26 protein-coding genes are annotated in these 22524 nt (G+C 64.8%); 11 read left to right on the top strand and 15 right to left on the bottom strand.

Going from position 1 to position 22524, the window contains the following annotated elements; all coding sequences use genetic code 11:
• Positions 1 to 32: 32 nt before the first annotated feature.
• From FJ490_RS01295 to FJ490_RS01275, 5 genes are all read right to left on the bottom strand, one after another.
• Positions 33 to 1805 (bottom strand): tetratricopeptide repeat protein, encoded by a 1773-nt coding sequence (locus FJ490_RS01295; protein WP_140514774.1) that lies wholly within the window; start codon positions 1803 to 1805, stop codon positions 33 to 35.
• A gap of 110 nt (positions 1806 to 1915) precedes the next feature.
• Positions 1916 to 2431, bottom strand: coding sequence for a DUF1284 domain-containing protein (locus FJ490_RS01290; RefSeq protein WP_140514773.1), 516 nt, complete (start codon positions 2429 to 2431; stop codon positions 1916 to 1918).
• 8 nt (positions 2432 to 2439) lie between these two features.
• A complete protein-coding gene (locus FJ490_RS01285; protein WP_140497991.1) occupies positions 2440 to 3021 on the bottom strand; it encodes a biotin transporter BioY in 582 nt (193 codons plus the stop codon).
• A 105-nt stretch (positions 3022 to 3126) separates the two neighbouring features.
• Positions 3127 to 3795 carry a GntR family transcriptional regulator gene (locus FJ490_RS01280; protein ID WP_140497988.1) on the bottom strand — a complete coding sequence of 223 codons (669 nt, stop codon included), beginning with the start codon at positions 3793 to 3795 and terminating at the stop codon, positions 3127 to 3129.
• 106 nt (positions 3796 to 3901) lie between these two features.
• The gene (locus tag FJ490_RS01275) at positions 3902 to 4918 is read right to left on the bottom strand and encodes a polyprenyl synthetase family protein (RefSeq protein WP_140514769.1); all 1017 of its coding nucleotides are present in this window, start codon (positions 4916 to 4918) and stop codon (positions 3902 to 3904) included.
• Between the two features lie 165 nt (positions 4919 to 5083).
• On the opposite strand from FJ490_RS01275, the gene FJ490_RS01270 reads away from it, so the two are divergent.
• The 7 genes from FJ490_RS01270 (at position 5084) to FJ490_RS01240 (ending at position 9420) form a co-directional block, all read left to right on the top strand.
• Entirely contained in the window at positions 5084 to 5308 is a 225-nt protein-coding gene (locus FJ490_RS01270; RefSeq protein WP_135901951.1) for a DUF2007 domain-containing protein, read from the top strand.
• A complete protein-coding gene (locus FJ490_RS01265) occupies positions 5308 to 6108 on the top strand; it encodes a methyltransferase (RefSeq protein WP_140497984.1) in 801 nt (266 codons plus the stop codon). The genes FJ490_RS01270 and FJ490_RS01265 overlap by 1 nt, the downstream gene beginning before the upstream one ends.
• An 87-nt stretch (positions 6109 to 6195) precedes the next feature.
• Entirely contained in the window at positions 6196 to 7059 is an 864-nt protein-coding gene (locus tag FJ490_RS01260; RefSeq protein ID WP_140497982.1) for a S49 family peptidase, read from the top strand.
• Positions 7060 to 7196: 137 nt separating this feature from the next.
• A complete protein-coding gene (locus FJ490_RS01255; RefSeq protein WP_140497980.1) occupies positions 7197 to 7382 on the top strand; it encodes a hypothetical protein in 186 nt (61 codons plus the stop codon).
• A 26-nt stretch (positions 7383 to 7408) separates the two neighbouring features.
• Positions 7409 to 8311, top strand: a complete 903-nt coding sequence (locus tag FJ490_RS01250) for a 4-(cytidine 5'-diphospho)-2-C-methyl-D-erythritol kinase (RefSeq protein ID WP_140497978.1) — start codon at positions 7409 to 7411, stop codon at positions 8309 to 8311.
• A complete protein-coding gene (gene moaB / locus FJ490_RS01245; protein WP_140497976.1) occupies positions 8298 to 8852 on the top strand; it encodes a molybdenum cofactor biosynthesis protein B in 555 nt (184 codons plus the stop codon). The genes FJ490_RS01250 and moaB overlap by 14 nt, the downstream gene beginning before the upstream one ends.
• 322 nt (positions 8853 to 9174) lie before the next feature.
• A complete protein-coding gene (locus tag FJ490_RS01240) occupies positions 9175 to 9420 on the top strand; it encodes a hypothetical protein (protein WP_140497974.1) in 246 nt (81 codons plus the stop codon).
• A 148-nt stretch (positions 9421 to 9568) separates the two neighbouring features.
• Here FJ490_RS01240 and FJ490_RS01235 read toward each other — a convergent pair whose 3' ends face one another.
• Positions 9569 to 10093 carry a glycosyltransferase gene (locus tag FJ490_RS01235; protein ID WP_140497972.1) on the bottom strand — a complete coding sequence of 175 codons (525 nt, stop codon included), beginning with the start codon at positions 10091 to 10093 and terminating at the stop codon, positions 9569 to 9571.
• Between the two features lie 150 nt (positions 10094 to 10243).
• On the opposite strand from FJ490_RS01235, the gene FJ490_RS01230 reads away from it, so the two are divergent.
• Positions 10244 to 11398 (top strand): PA0069 family radical SAM protein, encoded by a 1155-nt coding sequence (locus tag FJ490_RS01230; RefSeq protein WP_140728330.1) that lies wholly within the window; start codon positions 10244 to 10246, stop codon positions 11396 to 11398.
• Positions 11399 to 11540: 142 nt separating this feature from the next.
• Complete coding sequence (locus tag FJ490_RS01225; RefSeq protein ID WP_140514759.1) at positions 11541 to 12236, top strand: ribonuclease HII; 696 nt, start codon at positions 11541 to 11543, stop codon at positions 12234 to 12236.
• Between the two features lie 250 nt (positions 12237 to 12486).
• On the opposite strand, the gene FJ490_RS01220 is transcribed toward FJ490_RS01225, so the two are convergent.
• The 7 genes from FJ490_RS01220 to FJ490_RS01190 all read right to left on the bottom strand — a co-directional run bounded on the left by FJ490_RS01220 (position 12487) and on the right by FJ490_RS01190 (position 18099).
• Positions 12487 to 12978: a F0F1 ATP synthase subunit B gene (locus FJ490_RS01220; protein WP_140514758.1), complete on the bottom strand. Its 492-nt coding sequence runs from the start codon at positions 12976 to 12978 to the stop codon at positions 12487 to 12489.
• Positions 12979 to 12988: 10 nt separating this feature from the next.
• Complete coding sequence (locus tag FJ490_RS01215) at positions 12989 to 13588, bottom strand: F0F1 ATP synthase subunit B (protein ID WP_140497966.1); 600 nt, start codon at positions 13586 to 13588, stop codon at positions 12989 to 12991.
• Between the two features lie 94 nt (positions 13589 to 13682).
• The gene (locus FJ490_RS01210) at positions 13683 to 13907 is read right to left on the bottom strand and encodes a F0F1 ATP synthase subunit C (protein WP_140497964.1); all 225 of its coding nucleotides are present in this window, start codon (positions 13905 to 13907) and stop codon (positions 13683 to 13685) included.
• 84 nt (positions 13908 to 13991) lie between these two features.
• Positions 13992 to 14750 carry a F0F1 ATP synthase subunit A gene (locus FJ490_RS01205; protein WP_140497962.1) on the bottom strand — a complete coding sequence of 253 codons (759 nt, stop codon included), beginning with the start codon at positions 14748 to 14750 and terminating at the stop codon, positions 13992 to 13994.
• A gap of 87 nt (positions 14751 to 14837) precedes the next feature.
• Complete coding sequence (locus tag FJ490_RS01200; RefSeq protein ID WP_140728127.1) at positions 14838 to 15236, bottom strand: AtpZ/AtpI family protein; 399 nt, start codon at positions 15234 to 15236, stop codon at positions 14838 to 14840.
• A gap of 257 nt (positions 15237 to 15493) precedes the next feature.
• Positions 15494 to 16675, bottom strand: a complete 1182-nt coding sequence (locus tag FJ490_RS01195) for a cell wall hydrolase (protein ID WP_140671794.1) — start codon at positions 16673 to 16675, stop codon at positions 15494 to 15496.
• Positions 16676 to 16743: 68 nt separating this feature from the next.
• Positions 16744 to 18099, bottom strand: a complete 1356-nt coding sequence (locus tag FJ490_RS01190) for an MFS transporter (protein ID WP_140728126.1) — start codon at positions 18097 to 18099, stop codon at positions 16744 to 16746.
• 116 nt (positions 18100 to 18215) lie between these two features.
• Between FJ490_RS01190 and FJ490_RS01185 the strand changes: the two genes are divergently transcribed.
• Positions 18216 to 19136, top strand: coding sequence for a LysR substrate-binding domain-containing protein (locus tag FJ490_RS01185; RefSeq protein ID WP_140497956.1), 921 nt, complete (start codon positions 18216 to 18218; stop codon positions 19134 to 19136).
• A gap of 74 nt (positions 19137 to 19210) precedes the next feature.
• Here FJ490_RS01185 and der read toward each other — a convergent pair whose 3' ends face one another.
• Both der and FJ490_RS01175 read right to left on the bottom strand, forming a co-directional pair.
• On the bottom strand, positions 19211 to 20644 hold the full coding sequence (der, locus tag FJ490_RS01180; protein WP_140497954.1) for a ribosome biogenesis GTPase Der: 1434 nt from the start codon (positions 20642 to 20644) through the stop codon (positions 19211 to 19213).
• Positions 20645 to 20647: 3 nt separating this feature from the next.
• On the bottom strand, positions 20648 to 21313 hold the full coding sequence (locus tag FJ490_RS01175; RefSeq protein ID WP_140497952.1) for a tetratricopeptide repeat protein: 666 nt from the start codon (positions 21311 to 21313) through the stop codon (positions 20648 to 20650).
• Between the two features lie 190 nt (positions 21314 to 21503).
• Between FJ490_RS01175 and FJ490_RS01170 the strand changes: the two genes are divergently transcribed.
• On the top strand, positions 21504 to 22517 hold the full coding sequence (locus FJ490_RS01170) for a polysaccharide deacetylase family protein (protein ID WP_140558293.1): 1014 nt from the start codon (positions 21504 to 21506) through the stop codon (positions 22515 to 22517).
• The last annotated feature ends 7 nt before the right edge of the window (positions 22518 to 22524 follow it).

Raw genomic sequence — 22524 nt, 5'->3', positions numbered from 1 at the left:
AGGGCCCCGTTCGCGAGCAACATCATTTCATCTTAGCCCTTCGGCGCAGCCGGTGCCGGCTTGACCTTGGGGGTTTCCTGCGCCGTGTTGGACTCGATCGGCGGCAGGCCCTTCATCAGCTTCTGCTGCAAGGCGGCAAGCACGTCGGGATCCGGCTTCAGGTCGCGCGCCTGGTTCCACTGGAAGGTGGCTTCCAGCTTGCGGCCGACGCGCCAATAGGCGTCGCCGAGATGGTCGTTCAGCACCGGATCTTCCGGCTTCAGCGACACCGCGCGTTCCATTTCGCGCACCGCGTCATCGTACCTGCCGAGGCGGAAATAGGCCCAGCCCAGCGAGTCGACGATGTAACCGTCGCTCGGCCTGAGATCGACGGCCTTCTGTATCATCGCCAGGCCTTCCTTCAGGTTCATATTCATGTCGACCCAGGAATAGCCGAGATAGTTCAGCACCTGCGGCTGGTCGGGCTGCAATTCCAGCGCCTTGCGGAAATTCGGCTCGGCCTTCGGCCATTCCTTCAGCCGCTCATAGGCGATGCCCCGCTGGTAGAAGATATTCCAGTTGGCGGCGGTCGGCGTCTTCAGCGCCTCGACGGCCTTGTCGTAGAGATTGGCGGCGGAACGGAAATCCTCCTTCGACGAATAGACCCCACCAAGCGCCAGATAGGCGCGCATGTCGTTGGGATGCTTATCGACGAAGGCCTTCAGATGCGTGATCGCCTCGTCATGGCGATCGAGATCGGCCAGGTTGAGGCCAAGCTGTAAGTCCGAAAGCTCCTTCAGCGGCGAGGTATCCGGTATCCGTCGGTAGAGCGCGATGGCCCCCTCGCCGTCCTTCAGCTGTTCGGAAACGGCGGCAAGCTGCACCAGGGCGGCATCGCTGTCGGGTTTCAGCGCCAGCGCATATTGCAGATAGAGCCTGACGAAAGGCTCACCGCCGCCGCGATTGAGCGCGGTTGCCAGATCGAGCAATATCTCGGAGGCGCCGTCGGATGGGCCGGCTATGAAGGGCGGGATCTTGTCGCCCTTGCTGATCCTGTCGCGCAAGGCGACAATTTCCAGCTTGCCCGGCGAAAACGCCTCGGCCTGATCGAGCACCGATACCGCCTTGGCCGTGTCGCCCTTGCGGGCCAGGAACGAGGCATAGGCCTGCGCATTGCGCATCCATGTTTCGGGAGCCGCGCTGCCGGCGGCGGTGTCCTGCATGGTCGCGGCATAGATCGCGTCGGCCTTCTCAGGCATGTTGGACGCGTCGGCGATCAGCGCGCGGTGGAAGGATTTGAACAGGCCGAACCAGTCCGGCCCCTGCAGCTTGTCGATGGATGCCATCGCCTCGCTGGGGTCGCCGGCGCCCTCTTGGGCCCAGCCGGACATGACGCCGGAGATCAGCCGGTCGAGATCGGATTCCAGCGACAGCTTCAACCAATACTGCGCCTTGGAAAAATCCTTCTTGTGGAAGGAATCGACCGCCAGCGCCAGGCGCGAGAACCGTTCGACGTCGGGAACTTCCTTGAGCTTGTCGGCATAGACAAGGGATTCGTCGAAGCGGCCTTGCGCGATCAGCGACAGCATCAGGCTCTGCTGCAGGCCCGTATCGCTTGGATCGAAGGCCAGGGCCTGCTTGTAGTAGGCAATGGCATTATCCAGGTCGTTGTCACCCTCGGCGATCCGGGCAGCCAGATAGGCTCCCGAGAAAGATGTGATCTTCACCGGTTCGGTGGTCTGCTTGGCATAGGCCGGCAGCGCCGAAATCGCCATGCCCGTCACAAGTGCCAGCCTTGTCAGCCAGCGCGCACGTCCCTGCTGCATCGTATCCCTTTCAGCCAGGCGCCATCTCCGCGTCAGCGGGATCGACGTAGATTCGATCTTTCGGAGAAAAGCATGGCCTTTTTGGGGTCACGCTTCAATCCGCCTCGAATTCACAATCGGGTCACCCGATTAACAAACCATGCCGGCAAAGAACGGCTTTCAGCCCGAAACCGGCGCATCGGCGTCAGGAGTGCCCGAAGACCGGAGGGCCGCAGGCGCGCGCCCTGATATCCGCCTGACGCCACCGCGCTGCACAGGCCGCTCCATTCGCAGCCCTGGCAGGCTCCGCGCGTGAGGCCGGCCGAGAAGGCCTGCCGCATCCGCGCCAGCATGTCCGCACCGCGATCGAGGCGCGCACCGGCCCGGATTGGTCGCCCGAGCAAGGCGCCGACATCGTGGGCGGCAAGCCGGTCCCGCTCGGCGGCGCTGTCCCGCAGGCAATGTGGCTCCTGTTCATCCAGCAACGGTGCGCAGATGTCGTCCGGGCCGGACACGACCAGTATGTCCTCGCCCCGGCCAAGGGGCTGCGCGATGCCGTCGTAGTTGGCCGTGAATGCGGGGCTGTATCCCTTGCCCACATAGGTGAGCAGGCAAAAGAGGTGATGAGCGCGCAGCCTTATCGTCACGGCTGGCGCTATTTCGCCTTGCCGCGCGGGAGCGCCATCAGCGTGGCGGCGCCAAGCGCCGACTTGAGCAGGCCACCGAGGACAAACGGCAGGAAGCCGAAGGCAACAGCCTTCTCGGCGCCGATGATGACGGCGAGCCACGCCGTGCCAAGGGCTAGGCACAGCAGGTTGCCGAGCAGCATGGCGGCAAAGGCAAGCACGACCCTGCCGCCGTTCCAACCGCGCTCCGCCAGCCAGCCGACCAGTGCGCCGACAACCGGGAAGGCGAAGAGGTAGCCGCCCGTCGGACCAATGAAATGTTGTACGCCGGCAGCCCCGCCGGCCAGAACCGGGAAGCCGACCGCACCCTCGGCCAGCCAGGCGGCGATGGTGATCGCGCCCAGCCGCCAGCCGTAGAGCGCGCCGACCAGCGTCACGGCAAAGGTCTGCATCGTCACCGGAACCGGCACCATCGGCACCTCGATGTAGGAGGACAGCGCCAGGAACAGGGTGCCGAGCACGACGGCGCCCGCCTGCCAGCCGAGCGATCGCTCCTGAAGCCGGAGCGGGCTGAAGGACGGTTTTGCGGACGAGAACGCGATGTCGGTCATAGGGGCTCCCTTGGTCGATCCAAAATTATAGATAATTTTTGCCTTCGATCTATTATCGAAGCCACAATTTTCGGACGATGGCAAGGCATGCCTTGCGCAAGGCGGTTAGCCCACGATCGCGAAGGCCTCTCGCGTGGTGCCGGAGGCTGTCCTGACCGGCTTGCGGCCAATCCATTGCACGTGCCGCCCCAATGTCGCCGCGGCCGATTCGGTGTTGCCCTGCCGCAAGGCGGCCAATATCGCCCGGTGGTCCTGGTCGGTACGGGTCTCCCATTCCGAACGCCATGCGGCGAACAGGAAACGGGCGCTTGCGGCGTGCAGGTCATCGATGGTGGCGAGAAGACGCGACATGCCGCATGGCGTCAGGATCAACCGGTGAAAGGCGCGGTTGGCTTCTTCCCACGACCTGACGTCCCGGGATTTGTCGCCGGCCTTGCTGGCCTCCTCGGCCCGATCGAGAATAGCGGAGGTCAGATGCGGCGCCGCGTGGCGCAGCGCCAGCACTTCGAGCGCCGCCCGCATTTCGGCGACCTCCTTGACCTCGCCGAGGTCGAAAGCCGCCACGCGCACGCCGCGGCGCGGTTCGCTGACGGCGAGGCCTTGCGCCTCGAGGCGGCGAAAGGCCTCGCGCACGGGCACATGGCTGGTGTTAAACTCCTCGGCGACATGGTCCTGCCGCAACCGGGCGCCCGGCTCGATCGCGCCCGAGATGATGCGATCCGCCAGAACCTTGCCGATGCGCACCGCGATGGTGTCGTCCGTGCCCTTTGCCATGTTTTATAGATAATTTGCAGCTGGGCAGCTTGTCGAGGCGGCGGAGACGGATTCACGGATTTCTCCCCAGCACGAGCCAAAGGAGAGCTGCGTGAAAGGCAGCGGCTCAGTTCACCCGGCTGATGCAGAAATCGATGACGTCGATCAGCGCCGATTTCTGCGGCGTCGCCTCCAGCGGCGCCAGCGCGTCGCGGGCGATCTCGCCGAAATGACGGGCGCGCCCGATCGTGTCGGCGATCGCGCCGTGGTGGGTCATCAGCCCGATCGCCTTTTCGAGGCCGGCGTCATCGGTGACATTGTCCTCGATGGCCCGCTTCCAGAAGGTGCGCTCGGCCTTGCTGCCGCGCCGGTAGGCGAGAATGACCGGCAGCGTCACCTTGCCCTCGCGAAAATCGTCGCCGACATTCTTGCCCAGATCCTTGCTGGTGCCGCCATAGTCCAGCGCATCGTCGATCAGCTGGAAGGCGAGCCCGAGATTCATGCCGTAGGAGCGCAAGGCAGCGCGGTCGTTGCGCGTCGCCTGGGCGATGACGGGGCCGACCTCGGCGGCAGCCGAGAACAAGGCCGCGGTCTTGGCCTTGATGACGGCGAAATGCTCGTCCTCGGTGGTCTCCAGGTTCTTGGCGGCGGCAAGCTGCATGACCTCGCCCTCGGCGATGATCGAGGCCGCGCTCGACAGGATGTCGAGCGCCTCCAGCGAACCGACATCGACCATCATGCGGAATGCCTGGCCAAGCAGGAAGTCGCCGACCAGCACGCTCGCCTGGTTGCCCCAGATCATGCGGGCCGTCTTCTTGCCGCGTCGCATGCCGCTCTCGTCGACGACGTCGTCGTGGAGCAGCGTCGCCGTGTGCATGAACTCGACCGATGTGGCGAGCTTGACGTGGCCCTCGCCGGCATAGCCGAACATCTGTGCGGCGGCGAGCGTCAGCATTGGCCTGAGCCGCTTGCCGCCCGACGAGATCAAGTGGTTGGCGACCTCCGGGATCATCTCGACATCGGATCCGGCCTTCGACAGGATCAATTCGTTGACGCGCCCCATGTCGGCCGCCGTCAGGTCGATCAGATCCTTGATGGAGGCGGGTTCCCGCTTTCCGTTTTCGATGTTGAGAACGACACCCACGACAAACTCTCCCGTCTGATGTAACGCGTGCGACGGCACCCTTAGTTCCGTTACGGACTCTAGGGCGGCGAACGCGGCCACGGCAAGTGGCGAATTGGCGCGGCTTCTCTGGTTTCGGGCCTCGCATGCGTTTACATGAACGCGGCAAACTGAGAGTTTCGTCAGATGATAGAGCTCATTCGCACCAACGACGCGGTCATCATCTCCTTCGTCGAATCGCTGATGCGCGATGCCGGCATCGGCTGCTTCGTGGCCGACCAGAATATGAGCGTGCTCGACGGCTCGCTCGGCATCCTGCCGCGGCGCGTCATGGTCGACGCCGACAAGGCCGACGCGGCGCGGCGCATCCTGACGGATGCCGGCATCGCCAACGAGATCCGCCAAAAATAATGTCCGCCGCGCCAGCCGCCCTCGCCCCGGACACGCCAGCCCACACGGTCGATGCCTTCCATCGCGGCCGGTTCTGGCTGGTGCAGCCCAAGCATGGCGGCCATCGCGCCGGCATGGACGCCATGATGCTGGCGGCTGCCGTGCCGTCCTCCTTCGGCGGGCGTCTCGCCGATTTCGGCGCCGGCGCCGGTGCCGCGGCACTTGCCGTTCTGGCGCGCTGCCCGACGGCCCGGGCCGTGCTGGTCGAACGCGCGCCGGAAATGGCGGCTTTCGCCGCGGCCACGCTCGCGCATCCCGGCAACGCTCACCTCGTCGACCGCGCTTCGGTGCTCGTCGCCAATGTCGCGCTTTCGGGCCGCGCCAGGACGGCGGCCGGCCTCGGCGACAATGATTTCGATTTCGTCATCATGAATCCGCCCTTCAACGCCGCGCAGGACCGCGCCACGCCCGAGCGCTTGAGAAAGGAAGCGCATGTCATGGAGGACGGGCTGTTAGAGGGCTGGATCCGCAGTGCCGCAGCAGTGGTCAGGCCGCGCGGCGGGCTTGCCGTCATCGCGCGGCCCGAGCAACTCGGTTCGCTTCTCGATGCGATCGCGGGCCGTTTCGGCGACGCCGAGATGCTGGCCGTGCATCCCCGTCCCGATGCCGCGGCGATCCGCATCATCGTCAGGGCAACGTTCGGGGCGCGCGGCAAACTCGCCATCCGGCCGCCGTTGATGCTTCACGCGCAGACGGGCGACGGCCCGTCGGAACGGACGGAGATGATCAACAACGGCCTCGCCTCCCTGTTCGGAGATTGAACACAAACTGGCCGCGATGGCCGCGGCATTGCCGTTGGCCTTGAAATTCCTACATGCTGGCAACCCATCGAGCGGAGATCGACCTCAGTGAAACGCCTTTTCAACCGCCTGCTGCCGAAATCCTGGCGTTCCACGGTCGTCACCATTCCGGTTATCCGGTTGCACGGCACCATCCTGGCGGGCGGCGGCCCGTTCCGTCCCAGCCTGTCGCTTGCCTCCACCGCCGGGCTGATCGAAAAGGCGTTTTCCTTCGACGCGCCTGCCATCGCCATCTCCATCAATTCGCCCGGGGGCTCGCCGGTGCAGTCGCGGCTGATCTTCAAGCGTATCCGCGACCTCGCGATCGAGAAGAACAGAAAGGTGCTGGTCTTCGTCGAGGACGTCGCTGCCTCGGGCGGCTACATGATCGCGGTCGCCGGCGATGAGATTTTCGCCGACCCGTCGTCCATCGTCGGCTCGATCGGCGTGGTCTCGGCTTCGTTCGGCTTCCCGGAGCTGATGAAGAAGATCGGCGTCGAGCGCCGCGTCCACACCGCTGGCCAGAACAAGTCGGTGCTTGATCCATTCAAGCCCGAGAAAAAGGAAGACATCGAACGGCTGAAGGCGCTGCAGCTCGAAGTGCACGAAACCTTCATCGATCTGGTCAAGGAGCGGCGCGGCACCAAGCTCAAGGACGATCCCGACCTGTTCACGGGCCTGTTCTGGACCGGCAAGCGCGGCCTGGAGCTTGGGCTTGTCGATGCGCTCGGCGACATGCGATCCGTGCTCAAGACGCGGTTCGGGGCGAAAACCCAACTCAAGCTGATCTCGGCGCCGCGCGGTTTGTTCGGCCGCTTCGGGCTGTTCGGCTCGAGCAAGGGATTTTCGGCGCCCGATATTGCCGCCGCTGCCACCGGGGGCGTGATCGATGCGGCGCAAGAGCGCGCTTTGTGGGCGCGCTTCGGGCTTTGAAAACCCGGCAAAACCGTCTAGCATGAACCTCGAAGTTCCATGCATGTCGTTTTTCTCCAGAAACCGCCTTTGGACGACATGCGCCAACCGACCCGACCGGCCGCCCTTCGCCGGCCCAGCGTGGGAGGAGTTTTGATATGCCGCAGATCATTTTCTTCGCCGTCGTCGGGATCGCCGCTTATTTTGGCTACCGCACCTTCATCCGCGAGGCCGAGCGTGTAACCGCCAAGGTGCGGCGCACCGAAAAGCAGACGGCAAACGGCGCGATGGGGACGCTGGTGAAGGATCCGAAGACCGGCGAGTACCGGCTGGCCAAGGACTGATCCTCATTTCACTCGCAATCGAGAGCCTGGAATCCGGCCAGCGCGTCCGGATATGGCCGGCGCCCGCCAAGATAAACCTCGCTCTGCATGTCACCGGCAGGCGCGATGACGGGTATCATCTGATCGAAAGCCTGGCGGTGTTCACGCGCTTTGGCGACAGGATCGAGATCGCGCTTGCCGAGCGAGACGATTTCAGCGTGTCCGGCCGCTACGCTCCGGATGTTCCCGTCGACGGCAGCAATCTGGTGCTCAGGGCGCGTGACGCGCTGCGGCAGGCAGCCGGTCCTCGCGGCACGCCGCCGGTCGCCATCAAGCTCGAAAAGAACCTGCCCGTCGCTTCCGGCGTCGGCGGCGGGTCGAGCGATGCGGCAGCAGTTCTGCGTGGGCTTGCGGCAAGCTGGCAACTCGACATCGACGATGTCGCGCTGGCGCGGATCGGGCTTTCGCTTGGCGCCGATATTCCCATGTGTCTGGCAGCCAGGCCGCTGATTGCACGCGGCATCGGCGAGGAGCTGTCGATCGTGCCTGATTTCTCGGCGCTCGGACTGGTGCTGGTCAATCCCGGCAAGGCGGTCTCGACCGCCGACGTATTCAACGCGCTGTCGCGGCGCGACAATGATGCGCTGCCGCCGCTGCCGCATGTGGTTGACTTCCACGGCCTGCGCAACTGGCTGGAGATAACGCGCAACGATCTCGAGCCGGCGGCCCGCGCCATCGAGCCCGCCATCGGCAAGGCACTTTCGGTGCTGAACAAGGCCGGGGCCGGTTGTGCCCGCATGTCGGGTTCCGGCGCCACGTGCTTCGGCCTGTTCGAGACCGGCAATGTCGCCAAGCGCGCGGCCGCGGACATCCGCGCCCGGCAACCCGACTGGTTCGTCGCCGCGACGCGCAGCATGACGGCGGAGGCAGATGCCCATGGCCAGGACTGACGAGAGCCGTTCCTTCATTCCGGTCCGCATCGCGGTGCTGACCGTTTCCGACACGCGCAGCCTTGCCGACGACAGGTCCGGCCAGACGCTGGCCGATCGCATCGCGGATGCCGGCCACATCCTCGCCGCCCGCGACATTGTCACCGACGACCGCGACAAGATCCGCGACAAGGTTCTGGCGTGGTCGCGTGACAAGGACATCGACGTCGTCATCACCACCGGCGGCACCGGCTTCACCGGGCGCGACGTGACGCCGGACGCGCTGGAGCCGATCTTCGAAAAGCGCATGGATGGTTTTTCCGAGGTGTTCCACCGCATTTCCTACGACAAGATCGGCACCTCCACGATCCAGAGCCGGGCGACCGGCGGCGTCGTCAACGCCACCTTCGTCTTCGTGCTGCCGGGCTCGCCCGGCGCCTGCAAGGATGCCTGGGACGGCATCTTGAAGGCGCAGCTCGACTACCGGCACATGCCCTGCAACTTCGTCGAGATCATGCCGCGCCTGGACGAGCACCTGCGGCGCGGCATGTCGGCTCCGTGAAAGCCGAGGCAAGGCGCTGGTTTCACGCCGCGTTTGCCAGGCAGAACACCGCCTTCGCCTTCGAAAGACCATTCCAAACCGGATGCGGCAGGACGTATCGTCTCGCGGCGGCGGCCATCGCCGTTGAAGACGGGCGGACGCGATGACAGTGCATAATGGCGGGTGCCATTGCGGCAACATACGCCTTCGATTTTCAACCGAGCTCGATCCATCGACAATCGAGGTTCGCGCCTGCCAGTGCTCGTTCTGTACCAAGCATGGCTCGCGCGCCGTCGCCGATCCGGACGGCAGGCTGGTCATCTCAGTCAAGGACATCCAGCGATTGAAGAAATACCGTTTTGGATTGGGGACGGCCGACTACCTGATCTGCGGTGAATGCGGTGTCTATACCGCCGCAATCGCCGGAGAGGACGATGCCAGGGCAATCGTCATCATCAACGCCCTGGACGATCAAAGGTCGTTCAGTCAGGAACCGATCCCGGTCGACTACGACGCGGAAAGCAAGGCAGAGCGTCAAGCCAGACGTCGTCTTCGCTGGATGCCTGTGGAGATGCGTTTTAGCGAATGACCGGCTCGCCGTGGAAGCGCCGGCGCGAGGACCGCGAGACACCGAAACCACTTCCTTCATCAGCCGCGGCCTGCGCGCCGGCACCCGCGTGATCGGAAGCTAGCTGCGCGTCACATGTGCAACGCACGTAGACAGAGCAGCTGCAAAATCATTTGGACGGGCGGTGCTCTTGTTTTGCCGGAGCGGCCCAGATTTCGGCATCCAGCCGCTTGGTCGCCAGGCCGCGAGCGAGAGCCTCGGCGCTGCCGGCTCTTTTCGACAAGGATGTGGCCTGGCGCTTGCTGATCAGCAGCCCGTCGGCCAAGGCACGGTTTCCCGAGAAGATACGGGCCAGGAATGGCGCGCGGCCGGCGCGTGTGCGTGAAAACCGCGCCGCCATGGTTTGCCTCGCTGTATGCGCAACGACATCGTCGATCCATCCGTCGACCAGCCGCGCGCCCGGTTCCAGCAGCAACAGCCAATCGCCTTTCGCGTGCCGGATGGCCGCCGCGACGCCGTCGGTCGCATACTGGCACCCGGCATGCTCGGCGACGCGATGGGTCTGGTCGGTGGAACCGGTGTCGCAGACGATGACCTCGCGCACCACGCCCTCGACCGCGCCGCCGATCAGCGTCGCCAGCGTGCGGGCGAGGCCCTCCTCGTCATTGTGGGTCTCGATAAGAACGGTGAGCATCGTGTGCCGAATAGCGGAAAGCGGAACGCAGCGCCAGTTTTTGCGGCGCACCATAGAAAGTTCTTGCTTTGTTCTCGTTCGGCAAATAGGATTAAATTCATGAGCAGAGCGATTCGAAACAACATGGACAGTCCCTGGGAGCGGGCGAAGATGGAACCGATCATGCGCGCCGACATTGCCGCCTTCGGAGCAGGACGAGCCGAAATGGCCAACGCGATGATCGAGCAGAACGGCATGCGCGTCCGCCCCGACCGCAACCGCGGCCGGTCGGCAGGCATCAACCCGTCCGGTCGGTTCGAGCCGGTCAGCCGGCATGTCTTCGACGATGGCTGGAACTCGCTGGAGGAACTGCCTCCCTTCAAGACCGAGGTACAGGTCGAGAAGCCGCGTACCATCATCACCCGCAATGAATCGCCCGACATCTCGTTCGACCGCTCGATCAATCCCTATCGCGGCTGCGAGCATGGCTGCGTCTATTGCTTTGCGCGGCCTACGCACAGTTTCATGGGCCTGTCGCCGGGGCTGGATTTCGAATCCAAGCTGTTCGCCAAGCCCGACGCGGCGCGCCTGCTCGACAAGGAACTGTCGAAGGACGGTTACCAGCCGCGGACCATCGCCATCGGCACCAATACCGATCCCTACCAGCCGATCGAGAAGCAGTACCGGATCATGCGCGAGATCCTCGAAGTGCTGGAGGCGCGCGGCCACCCGGTCGGCATCGTCACCAAATCCGCTCTGGTGACGCGCGATATCGACATCTTGTCACGCATGGCCGAACGGGGCCTCGCCAAGGTGGCGTTGTCGGTGACGACGCTCGACCGCATGCTGGCGCGCACCATGGAGCCACGCGCCTCGACGCCGGCCAAGCGGCTGGAGGCGATCAGGCAGCTTGCGGATGCCGGCATCCCTGCTTCGGTCATGGTGGCGCCGATCATCCCCGGGCTGACCGACCAGGAGATGGAACGCATCCTCGATTCGGCGCACCATGCCGGCGCACGCGAGGCGGGCTATGTCGTGCTGCGTCTGCCGCTCGAGGTCAGCCCGATCTTCAAGGACTGGCTGCTGCGCCACTATCCCGACCGCTATCGCCATGTGATGTCGCTGATCCGCTCGATGCGCGAGGGCAAGGATTACGATTCGGAATGGGGCAAGCGCATGAAGGGCGCGGGTCCTTACGCCTGGCAGATCGGCCGGCGCTTCGAAATCACCGCCAAGCGGCTCGGTCTCAATGCCGAGCGGCGCACGCTGCGGACCGACCAGTTCGTCGCCGCCGGCAAGGACCAGGAGCAGTTGATGCTGCTTTGAACGACCGCGGCTGTTTGCCGCCGTGGCGAAAAAATCCCGTCCGGCCTGCCCCGGCCTGCAGACGGTGCCCTCCCGGTCCGGCGCCCCACCCGACCCGGAGGGACTTGCGGAGAATCAGAGCCGATGCGAACCTCGCCGCAACATGGCTCGCGCGCGTTCTGATTCTCCGCCTCTCTTCGAAATCGTCGAGAAACCCGATTTCTCCTTCGAGACGAAGGCGATGGCCGAAGGCCTGTGGCCGGTCGCGGGGATGGACGAGGCCGGACGCGGCCCGCTGGCCGGACCGGTGGTGGCGGCTGCGGTCGTGCTCGACCCTGCCAACATCCCTGACGGCCTCGACGATTCCAAACGGCTCAGCCATTTGCAACGCGAGGCGCTGTTCGTGCGCATCATCGGCTCCGCGCTCGGCGTGTCGATGGCCTCGGTCAGCGCCGAGGGCATTGACGGCAGCAACATCCTCAAGGCGAGCCTGGAGGCGATGCGCCGTGCGGTCGCCGGCCTGCCGGTGCAGCCGAAGCTCGCGCTTGCCGATGGGCGCGACGTGCCGCCGGGCCTGCCTTGCACGGGGCGCGCGCTGATCAAGGGCGACCAGCGCTCGCAATCCATCGCCGCCGCCTCGATCGTCGCCAAGGTGATGCGCGACCGCATGATGTGCGGCTGCGGCAGCCATCACCAGCACTACGGCTTCGAAGTGCATATGGGCTATGCCACGGTCCGCCATCGCACCGCGATCGAGACGCACGGGCCGGTGGCGCGGCTGCACCGCGTGTCGTTCGCGCCATTCAGGCTTGAAGGTGCCGAGGTGGTGGAAGAAGAGAGCTTCGCCGGGCTGGATTAGGGCGAAAGCAGCCGAGCGCATATCTCCCCCCACGAGAAACCCTGGAGGGGCGAGATGGCCGACAGGCCAGAGGGGGTCGCCGCGCGTGAAGCGCCGACCTGCTCTTTCGCCGGACAGAAGGTCGCGCCAGGACGTACCGACCCCCTCTGTCGCCTTCGGCGACATCTCCCCCTCGAGGGGGAGATTATCCCAGCCAACAAAAAAGCCGCCGGGTTTCCCAGGCAGCCTTTGATTGTTCGATGCGATCAACTCAGTTCAGCTTCGCCTTCACATCGGCGAGCGAGGTCTTGAACAGGTCGGCTCCCGCCTTGGCGTCGATCTTGCCGGCGAGCAGCGTGCGAGCGGCTTCGACGGCGATGTCGACGGCGCTGGCGCGCACTTCGCCGATCGCCTCGCGCTCGGCCTGGCCGATCTTCTGTTCGGCAAGAGCGGTGCGCCGCGCGACGTAGTCCTCGGTCTTCTTGTGCGCCTCGGCGGCGAGCAGTTCGGCTTCGCGCTTGGCCGCGGCGACGATGTCTGCGGCCTCCTGCTCGGCTTCCTTGCGCTTGCGCTGGTATTGGCCAAGCAACTGCTGGGCCTCCTCGCGCAGCCTGCGCGCCTCGTCAAGCTCGCTGCTGATCCTGGCGGCGCGGGCATCGAGCGCCTTGGCGATCAGGCGGGGCACCTTGATGTAGATGGCGATACCCAAAAAGATGACCAGGGCGATCGTGGCCCAGAGCGTTGCAAGAGATGTGGCGTCCATGATGCGCTCCTCACCCGGCCACGGACTTGACCGCGGCCGCGATCTCGGCCTTGCTGGCCTTGCCGCCGACCAGCGCCTCGACGATCGCCGAGGCAGTGTCCTCGGCGATGCTGCCGACTTCCTTCATGGCGTTGGCCTTGATGGAAGAGATGCGCGCCTCGGCCTCGCCGAGCTTCTCGTCGAGCGCGGCCTCGATCTTCTTGCGCGCGGTCTCGGCTTCCGCCTTGGCCGCGTCATTGGCCTGCTGGCCGATGGCGTTGGCGTTCTTCTTGGCTTCCGCCAGCTCCTGCTCGTAAGCAGCAACGGCGGCGTCGGCCTCGCCCTTCAACTTCGCGGCCTGATCGAGATCCTGGCTGATACGGTCGTTGCGGACATCGATGATGCCGCCGACGCGCGGCACCACCACCCTCTTCAGGAAGAGGTAGAAGAGCCCGAACGTGATCGCCAGCCAAAGAAGCTGCGACGGAAACGTCGCCGGATCGAATGGCGGAAACATGCCATGAGCTTCGGCAGGCACGCTGGTGCCGGAATGCGTGTCGCCTTCCGTCGCAGCGTGGCCAGCCTCGGTGGCAGGCGCGGACTCTTGCGCAAAGGCAGATGTCACGAACATGGACTATCCCCTGATATCAGACCCGCCGCTCTCGCGGCCGGCCTGTCCAATCTTCCCATAGCTTAGCCAAATAGCGGCTCAGCCAAACAGGGGCTCAGCCGAACAGGGCCAGCAGCGCGATGAGAAGCGAGAAGATGCCCAGAGCTTCGGTCACGGCGAAGCCGAAGATCAGACGGCCGAACTGGCCATCGGCGGCCGACGGGTTGCGCAGCGCGCCCGAGAGATAGCTGCCGAAGATGTTGCCGAGGCCAATGCCCGCGCCGCCCATGCCGAGGCAAGCGATGCCGGCGCCGATGTACTTTGCTGCTTCTACGTCCATTTGTTCAACTCCTTTGGATCTGAAATTCCGTTGCGATTCCATTCCGGCGGCAATGTTGAAAACTCTTGCGCCGGAAATTTTTTATCAGTGCCCCGGGTGCAGGGCGTCGTTGAGATACATGCAGGTCAGCACCGCGAACACATAGGCCTGAAGGAAGGCGACCAGCAGTTCGAGCGCGGTCAACGCCACGGCCATCGCCAGCGGCAGCACCGAGCCAGCGACGCCGACCGCGCCCAGCGCCGAGAGGCTGACGACGAAGCCGGAGAAGACCTTCAGCGTGATGTGCCCGGCGAGCATGTTGGCGAACAGACGAACCGAGAGGCTGACAGGGCGCGAGACGAAGGAGATCACTTCGATCAGCACCACCAGCGGCAGCAGGAACACCGGCACGCCTTGCGGCACGAACAGCTTGAGGAAACCAAGGCCGTGCTTGCCGAAACCGTAGACGATCACGGTGCCGATAACCAAGACGGCGAGGCCGAAGGTGACGATGATGTGGCTGGTGACGGTGAAGAAATAGGGGAACAGGCCAAGCAGGTTGGCGACCAGCACGAACATGAACAGGGAAAACACGAAGGGAAAGAACTTCATGCCCTGCGTGCCGGCGGCGTCGCGCAACATGTTGCCGACGAATTCATAGGCCATTTCGGAGATCGATTGCAGCCGGCCGGGAACGAGGCTGCGGCTCGACGTCGTCAGAAACAGGAATGCCGCGGCGACAACCACGGTCGCGACCATGAACAGCGCCGAATTGGTAAAGGACAAGTCGTAGCCGCCGATATCGATCGGTATCAGCTTGTTGATATGGAACTGGTGGATCGGATCGACCTTGTCAGCTGCCACGTTCAAACCCCGTCAGTGCCGCATGCGGCCTTGTTACCATGCCGCCCGTCGAAAGGCGGCTATTTCCAAATGCCGCCTGAAGGGCGGTCACTTGCTGTCGTCGCGGCCAGAGCGCGATTTGTCGCCCTGTCCGAATTCCGCCACAACGCCTGCCGAACGCATGACATTGAGCACGCCCGCGCCAAAACCAAGCAGCAGAAACACGATCAGACCCCATGGCGATGTCCCCGCCAGACGGTCGATGATCCAGCCGATGCCGGCACCGACCACCACCCCGGCGATGAACTCGCTGGACAGCTTGAGTGCCTGACCGTATCCGGTCACTGGTTTCGCGTCTTTCCCCTCGAGCCGGTCCGGCCGTCTTGTCGCAAGCGATGCTTCAAGTTCACGCCGGCGGCGCTCAAGTTCGTCGTCGCGGATGGCGGCTTCGTGCTGCTTGCCGCGGCCGGTTTCTCCGGTCCCGCCTGGCCCAGTTTCATCGGCCATCGCAACCCCCCTGCCCGGGCAGACCGTCACCGTCCGTCCGCTTCTAAAGTCGCCGGCAACATAGTTAGAGGGTTTGCGCCCGTCAAGCCACGGGCGGAAGTTCGTTACCATGTATTTTATGTAAGGAAATCAATGCAGTATAGAGGTGCGACATCGTGCCCGCCATGGCGACGCGGACGCCTTGCGCGAATCCCCCGCGCGACGGCTCTTCGAGAGACCGCGCAGCCGCGCAAAAAATATGGACGCCTATCGGGCGTTCAGCTCCAGCCGCCGCCATAGGTGCGGTAGAAGATATGCAGGCCGATCTTGGTCATCTTCTGCATCGTGCGCGCCCAGTTGGGATGGACGTAATTGGCATAATAGTGGGTTGACGATCCGACTTCGGGAATGAAGACCTTGCCGGCGGTCACCGCCATGCCGACATCCTGCGCGGTCTTGTAGGCGACCGGGTTGTCGATGCGCTTCTTCCTGCCGTCGCAGGCGAAGGAGAACTGGCAACGGTTGAACCAGCTGTCGTTCTGGTAGACGACGCCGCAGATCGAATTGGGATAGGCCGGATTGCGGACACGGTTGAGGATGACCTGGGCGACGGCGGCCTGGCCGCGCACGGATTCACCCCGTGCCTCGAAGTAGATGCCGTTGGCCAGGCATTTCTGCTCGGGCTTGGAGAAGACGCTCGCCGGAAGCGGATTCTGGATCCAAGAATGGTCGCCCTTGGCCATCGGCGGGATGAAACGGCCGCTGTTGGGCTCCTCGTCCTGGAGCAGGGCCTCGAAGGGCGACGCCTTGGCATAATCGGGCGCGGCCTGCGCATAGGCCGTCGCCAGCACATCCGGATGATCGTTGTTGACCAGGGCGGCAAGCATGGGCGACACGCCGGGATCCGGCTTCTTGTCCTCACGCGCGTGGAATGCCGCGGCGATCTGGATTTCCTTGCCTTTGATCTGGGGTTTGGCGAAAGCCATCTTCAGGCCGCTGTCCATGCTGGGCCGCAGCAGGGATGAGGTGCGCTCGAAGATCGAGCCGGCGTTGAAGTTCTTCGGCGGGGCGACGGGAGAGATCTGGACGATGCGGCCCTTCTTGTCGGCGCGCACAATGCGGTCCTCATCGGGCGTAGTGCTGACCTTGCCGCCCTTGCCGCGAAAGGAGACGGCGCCGACGCCGGGCAGGCGCACCCCCGATCCGGAGAGCGAACCCGTCACAGCGTCGTCGACAAACGGCATCTCGGCGGCATGGACCGATCCGGCGACGGATTTCTCGACATAGGAATTCCAGCGGGTCGGCGCCTCGAGGCCGGAAACGAGGCTCGTCATATCCTGGTAGGCGGAAACCGTCGGAAATCCGATCCAGATGCCGAGGCCGACGATGAAAGGTGCCACGAGGCTGCGTTTCTTCTCACCGGCGACGGCAACAAGGCGCGTCAAGACACGTCGATGCACGGAACTCTCTCCAGGAACGCTACTGACCCCACTGGAGAGCAAAATGATGCATTAACCTTGATGGGACGTTAACAGCTTCGATCGGGTTTTCCCGGTCGGCTCAGGCTCGTGGTTGCGAAGTGGGGCGGTTTTGGGACGGACACGGAGGCCGGCCGCAGGAAGATGGGCCATGCGATCAACGCGCACGCCGCGGCCGACAACCAGACGCCGGGCCAGGACCAGAGATGCAAGAGCCCGGGAATGGCCACCGGAACCAGGAAGAAGCCTATGAAAACGAAGCTGTTGGCCAGGCTGAGCGCGGTGCCGACATGGCCGGCGCCGGCAAGCGTGGCAAGCTCGGTGTAGGCGACGCCATGCCAGGCGGAGACCAGGATGCCTGCGACAATCAGCATCACGGGAAGCGTGGCCATCGCGACGGGCTGGCCGCCTGATATGGTCGGGCCGGCCAGGACCAGCAGCCAGAGCAGCGTGAAGGCAAGCGCGCTGAGCGCACTGCACAGGCGCAGGAACGGCCTGCGGTTGCCGTGGCGGTCGGTGAAGCGCCCGCTCCAGACGCGCATCGCCATGGCGCCGGCCTGCACGGCGGCGAGGCTTGCGCTGGTGGCCAGGGTCCCCATGCCGGCGAAGTCGTGCAGGAAGACCGATGCGAAGGTGAGTACGGCCACTTGCGGAAAGCACAGCAGGCCGATGGCCGCTGCGATGCGCCAGACCTCGACATTGCGCAGCGGCCGGGGCCCGGCCAGAACGGTCGGCGCGGCCGAACCCTGTGTCGGCGGTTCGTGCAGCCAGCGCCAGGCGAAGAAAGCGGAGATCACGGAGAAGGCGGCGAGCAGGCCATAGACCGCCGCGAAGCCGTGCGTGGCGGCAAGCAAGGGCAGGACAAGAGCGCCCAGCCCGCCGCCAAGCGGCACCGCCGTCTGCCGGATGCTCATGGCGAATCCGCGTTCGCCTTCCCGGAACCAGCCCATGATGGCGCGGCCGCTCGAACCGTTGACGCTGCCGCCGAGCAGGCCGGTGACGAGCAAGGCGGCGGCCAGGACATGAACGCCCGGCACGCCGGACGGGGATGGAACGACAAGCAACGCCATCAGGAACAGCCATGCCGCCGTGGCGCCGAGCCCGGTCAAAAGCACACGGCGGTCGCCCCAGCGATCGGTGAGCAGGCCCCAGGGCAGTTCGCTGAGCGCAACGCCCAGACCAAGAAGGCCAAGCGCCAAGCCGAGCTGAGCATTGCCGAGATGATAGCCCTGCCGCATCAGCACCGCGGTTGCCGGTATGCCGGAGAAAGTAGCGGAAAAACCGGCATTGGCGGCGACGCCGATGCCCAGCACCTTCCAGCGGTGGTTGGGCGCGAAGGTCCTGGAGCCGGAGCCTTCGGCCCGTGGCGTCGACTGACAATCGGTGCGGGTGACGATGGCGGACATGGTTTCATTCCCGTTTGCGGCCCGGTGACCGGCCTTGACGGCGCATGTCTATCGCCATAGCTTTGTCCATAAAATCAGGAAGTTTTTGACGCACAATCCTAAAAAACGGGATTATCATGCGACGCGTGACATTCGACCTCGACGTCCTCAGAAGCTTCGTCACCGGAATGGAGCTTGGCAGCTTCGCCAAGGCGGCCGACCGGCTTGGCCGCTCGACCTCGGCGGTCAGCGCGCAGTTGAAGAAACTGGAGGAGCAGGCGGCGACGCCGATTTTCCGCAAGTCGGGACGCGGGCTGGCACTGACGGAAGCCGGCGAGACCATGCTCGGCTATGCGCGGCGGCTGGTCGAGCTCAATGACGAGGCGGCCGCCGCCATCCATGATGTCGAACTGGAAGGCTGGGTGCGGCTCGGCCTGCAGGAGGATTTTGGCGAGGCGGTGCTACCTGACGTGCTCGGCCGCTTCGCCCGTGCCCATCCCAAAGTCAAGATCGAGGCCCGCATCGCGCGCAGCCATGAGCTCGCGGAGCGGATCATCTCGGGCAGCCTGGACATCGCACTTGCCTGGCACAGCGGCGCGACGCTGCCATACAGCCAGCATGTCGCCGACGTGCAGATGCGCTGGATCGGCCCGGCAAAGCGCATCGAGACCAGCCTGCGCCATGGCGAGCCGCTGCCGCTGGTGGCGCTGGAAGCACCTTGCCTGTTGCGCACGGTCGCAACCGAAACGCTCGACCGCGCCGGCCTGCCCTGGCGCATGGCCTTCTCCAGCCCGAGCCTTGGTGGCATCTGGGCGGCTGTTGCAGCCGGGCTCGGGCTGACGATCCGCACCGACATCGGCCTGCCGGCCAGCGTCAGCGCGATGACGCCGGAGATTGCCGGTCTGCCGGCGCTGCCCAGGATGACGCTGTTCCTGCACCGCAGGGATGCCGAACCCGAACCGGTGGCCGCCCGCCTCGCCGATATCCTGCTGGAAGCGGCGCGGCAGGCACTACCGGAGGGCGCGCGGACGGATGAGAACCTGCTGAAGGTCGCCTAGGCCCTGGTCGCAACCCCTCTTCGTCATTCCAGGGTCTACACCGCGTCGAAGGGTTGGCACCCTTCCCCCGGACGTCAGCGCTTCTTGGCCCTGCCGGCAAAGGGATTGTCCGAAGTCCTCAACGCCATGCGGATCGGTACGCCCGGCATGTCGAAGGCTTCGCGCAGGCTGTTGGTGAGATAGCGGACATAGGATTGCGGCATCGCATCCGGGCGCGAGCACGAGACGACGAAGCCCGGCGGGCGCGTCTTGGCCTGCGTGACATATTTGACCTTCAGCCGGCGACCGGCAACCGCGGGCGGCGGATGATGCGCAAGAATGCCTTCCAGCCAGCGATTGAGCCTGCCGGTCGAGACGCGGCTGTTCCAGACCTTGTGCGTGCGGATGACGGCTTCCATGAGCTTGTCGAGGCCCCGTCCGGTCTCGGCCGAAACCGTCACCGCCTGCATGCCGCGCGCCTGCGGCAAAAGCCGTTCGGTCTTTTCGCGCAGTTCGGCCAAGAGTTCCTGCGGATTGTCGATCAGGTCCCATTTGTTGAAGGCGATCACCGGCGCGCGGCCCTCGCGGATGATCAGGTCGGCGATCTGGAGATCCTGCTTCTCGAAAGGGATGGTGGCGTCGAGCACGATGATGACGATCTCGGCGAAGCGGATGGCGCGCAGGCCATCCTGCACCGACATGACCTCGAGCTTTTCATGGATCCTGGCCTTGCGGCGCATGCCGGCGGTGTCGAACAATTTTATACGGCGGCCGCGCCAGTCCCAATCGACCGAGATGGAATCGCGGGTGATGCCGGCTTCCGGTCCGGTCAAAAGCCGCTCCTCGCCGATCAGTGCGTTGATCAGCGTCGACTTGCCGGCATTGGGGCGGCCGACGACGGCAATGCGCATCGGCTTGGTGTCGTCATAGGCCGGCACCTCGTCGGCGTCGGGATCGGCGATATCCTCGCCGATCAGCACCTCGCTGGAGGCGATCTCCTCGTCGTCGTCCTCATCTTCGCCAAAGGCTCTCGCCTCGCCAAGTGCGGCGATCACCGCGTCGCGCAGGTCGGGCATGCCTTGGCCGTGTTCGGCCGAGACCGGAACCGGCTCGCCAAGCCCGAGCTCCCAGGCCTCCAGCATGCCGCCCTGCGCGCCCTTCGCCTCGGCCTTGTTGGCGACCAGCACGACCGGCTTGCCGGATTTGCGCACGATCTCGGCAAAGGTCCGGTCGTCCGGCAACAGGCCGGATTTGGCGTCGACGGTGAAGAAGATCAGGTCGGCCTCACGGATAGCGATCTCGGTCTGCGCACGCATGCGGCCGGGCAGCGTCGAGGCGGCGGCGTCCTCGAAACCCGCAGTGTCGATGACGTCGAAATGCAGGTCGTAAAGCTTTGCCGCATGGACGCGGCGGTCGCGGGTGACGCCCGGCGTGTCATCGACAAGCGCCAGCTTCCTTCCCACCAGCCGATTGAAAAGAGTCGATTTGCCGACGTTAGGCCGGCCGATGATGGCGACTTTGAAGCTCATATGTCACGACGCGCTGCCCGAGCCGCGGATCAGCTCGGACATCAGGGTCGCCCGTTCACGGGTGTTGCGCGGGGCACCGTCATCGGCGGCGATCTGGTCGAACAGCTTCAGCGCATCCTGGGTCTTGCCTTCCTTCCAGGCGGCCAGCCCGAGCGCCTCGCGCGCGGTGTGGCGCAGCGTGTTGGTGTCCGAGGTCAGGGCCTCGACGCGGCTCGACACATCGGCGAAGGAGCCGTGATCGACCAGCAGCAGCGCCGCCCTCAACCGCGCCATGTCGCGAATGCCCTGGGGAATGGCGGCGTCGGCCGCCACCTCGTCGAAATCCTTGACGGCGGCATCGACGTCGCCCTTGTCGGCCTTGACGGTGGCAGCGCGCATGCGGGCGAGCAGCGGATAGGCGCCGTAGCCATCCTTCTCCAGTTGATCGAGCGCGGTCAGCGCCTCGTCGTTCTTGCCGTCATTGGCCAGCTTCAACGCTTGCGAGAAAGCATCGCCCGAACGGTTGGCGCGGGTCTCGTCCCAGTAGCGGTAGCTGACGAAGGCGGCGGTGCCGAGCACGACCAGCACCGCGACCACAAGCAGGGCCGGGCCGAAACGGTCCCACAGCTTCTGCGCCTGTTCGCGACGGATCTCGTCGTTGACTTCACGGATAAAACTGTCGTCGGACATCAATAAAACCATTCCTGCCCCGGGCCGGAGCGTTCGCGAGCCCGCGTTTTAGCGAAATTTTGTCGGCATGGAAGGGGTTCGACCGGAAAATCACCTATTCGCGGGGCAAACGGACGAAAAGGCCACCGCACCCACGCCACATTTGCGCTATAGCGGGGCCAAAACCGCCCGGGGTCAGTAGCTGTTGCCAATATCCTTTTCGTCTCGCGTTGCCGCGTTCTGTCTCGCTTCGCTTGCCACGGCCGGTGCGGCTTTCGCCGATCCACCCGGCTCGCGGGCGCCTTTGCCGGCAAGGCCGAAGCAGGTCGTCATCATCTCCTTCGACAGCGCCCGCGACATCTCGCAATGGAAGCGCAGCCGGGCGCTGGCGAAGCGCACCGGAGCGCATTTCACCTATTTCCTCTCCTGTGTCTTCCTGCTGTCATCGGAAACGCGCAGCCAATACACCGCGCCGGGCAAGACATCGGGCAAATCCAACATCGGCTTCGCCGCCTCGACGCAGGAAGTGAGCCAGCGGCTGGAGCAGATCGGGCTTGCGGCATCGGAAGGCCATGACATCGCCAGTCATGGCTGCGGCCATTTCGACGGCAAGGACTGGAGCAAGGCCGACTGGCTGAAGGAGTTCGCCTCGTTCGAGCACATCCTCGAAAACGCCTATGCGATCAACGGCATCGAGCCCGAGCCGACCGGCTGGCGCGATTTCGCGCGGCATGCGGTGGTTGGCTTCCGCGCGCCCTATCTGTCGACGAGCAAGGCGCTCTACGAGGCGCTGCCCGCCGCCGGTTACCGGTTCGACGCCAGCGGCGTCTCGCGCGGCCCGGTCCAGCCGCCGACCACCGCCGGCCTCGCGCGCTTTTCACTGCCGCAGATCCCGGAAGGACCGAAATCGCGGCCGGTGATCGCCATGGACTACAATCTCTATGTCAGGCATTCCGGCGGCTTCGAGCGGCCGAGCAAGGCAGGCGAGTTCGCGGACCGCACCTACCAGGCTTTCCGCGCCGCCTTCGAGGATCAATACCGGGGCAAGCGCGTTCCGCTGCAACTCGGCTTCCATTTCGCGCTGATGAATGACGGCGCCTACTGGAACGCGCTGGAGCGTTTTGCCGGCGAGGTCTGCGTCAAATCAGACGTCGAATGCATCAGTTTTCGCGATTACATCTCGCGGCAGGGTTCTGGCCAGAAGCAGGCTTCCGTCGGCGGCTGAGCCGCCG

Source organism: Mesorhizobium sp. B2-5-11, from assembly GCF_006440835.1.
Classification (GTDB): domain Bacteria; phylum Pseudomonadota; class Alphaproteobacteria; order Rhizobiales; family Rhizobiaceae; genus Mesorhizobium.
The sequence above is the reverse complement of the archived record's forward strand: the minus strand, read 5'-3'. Positions and strand labels throughout refer to the sequence as shown.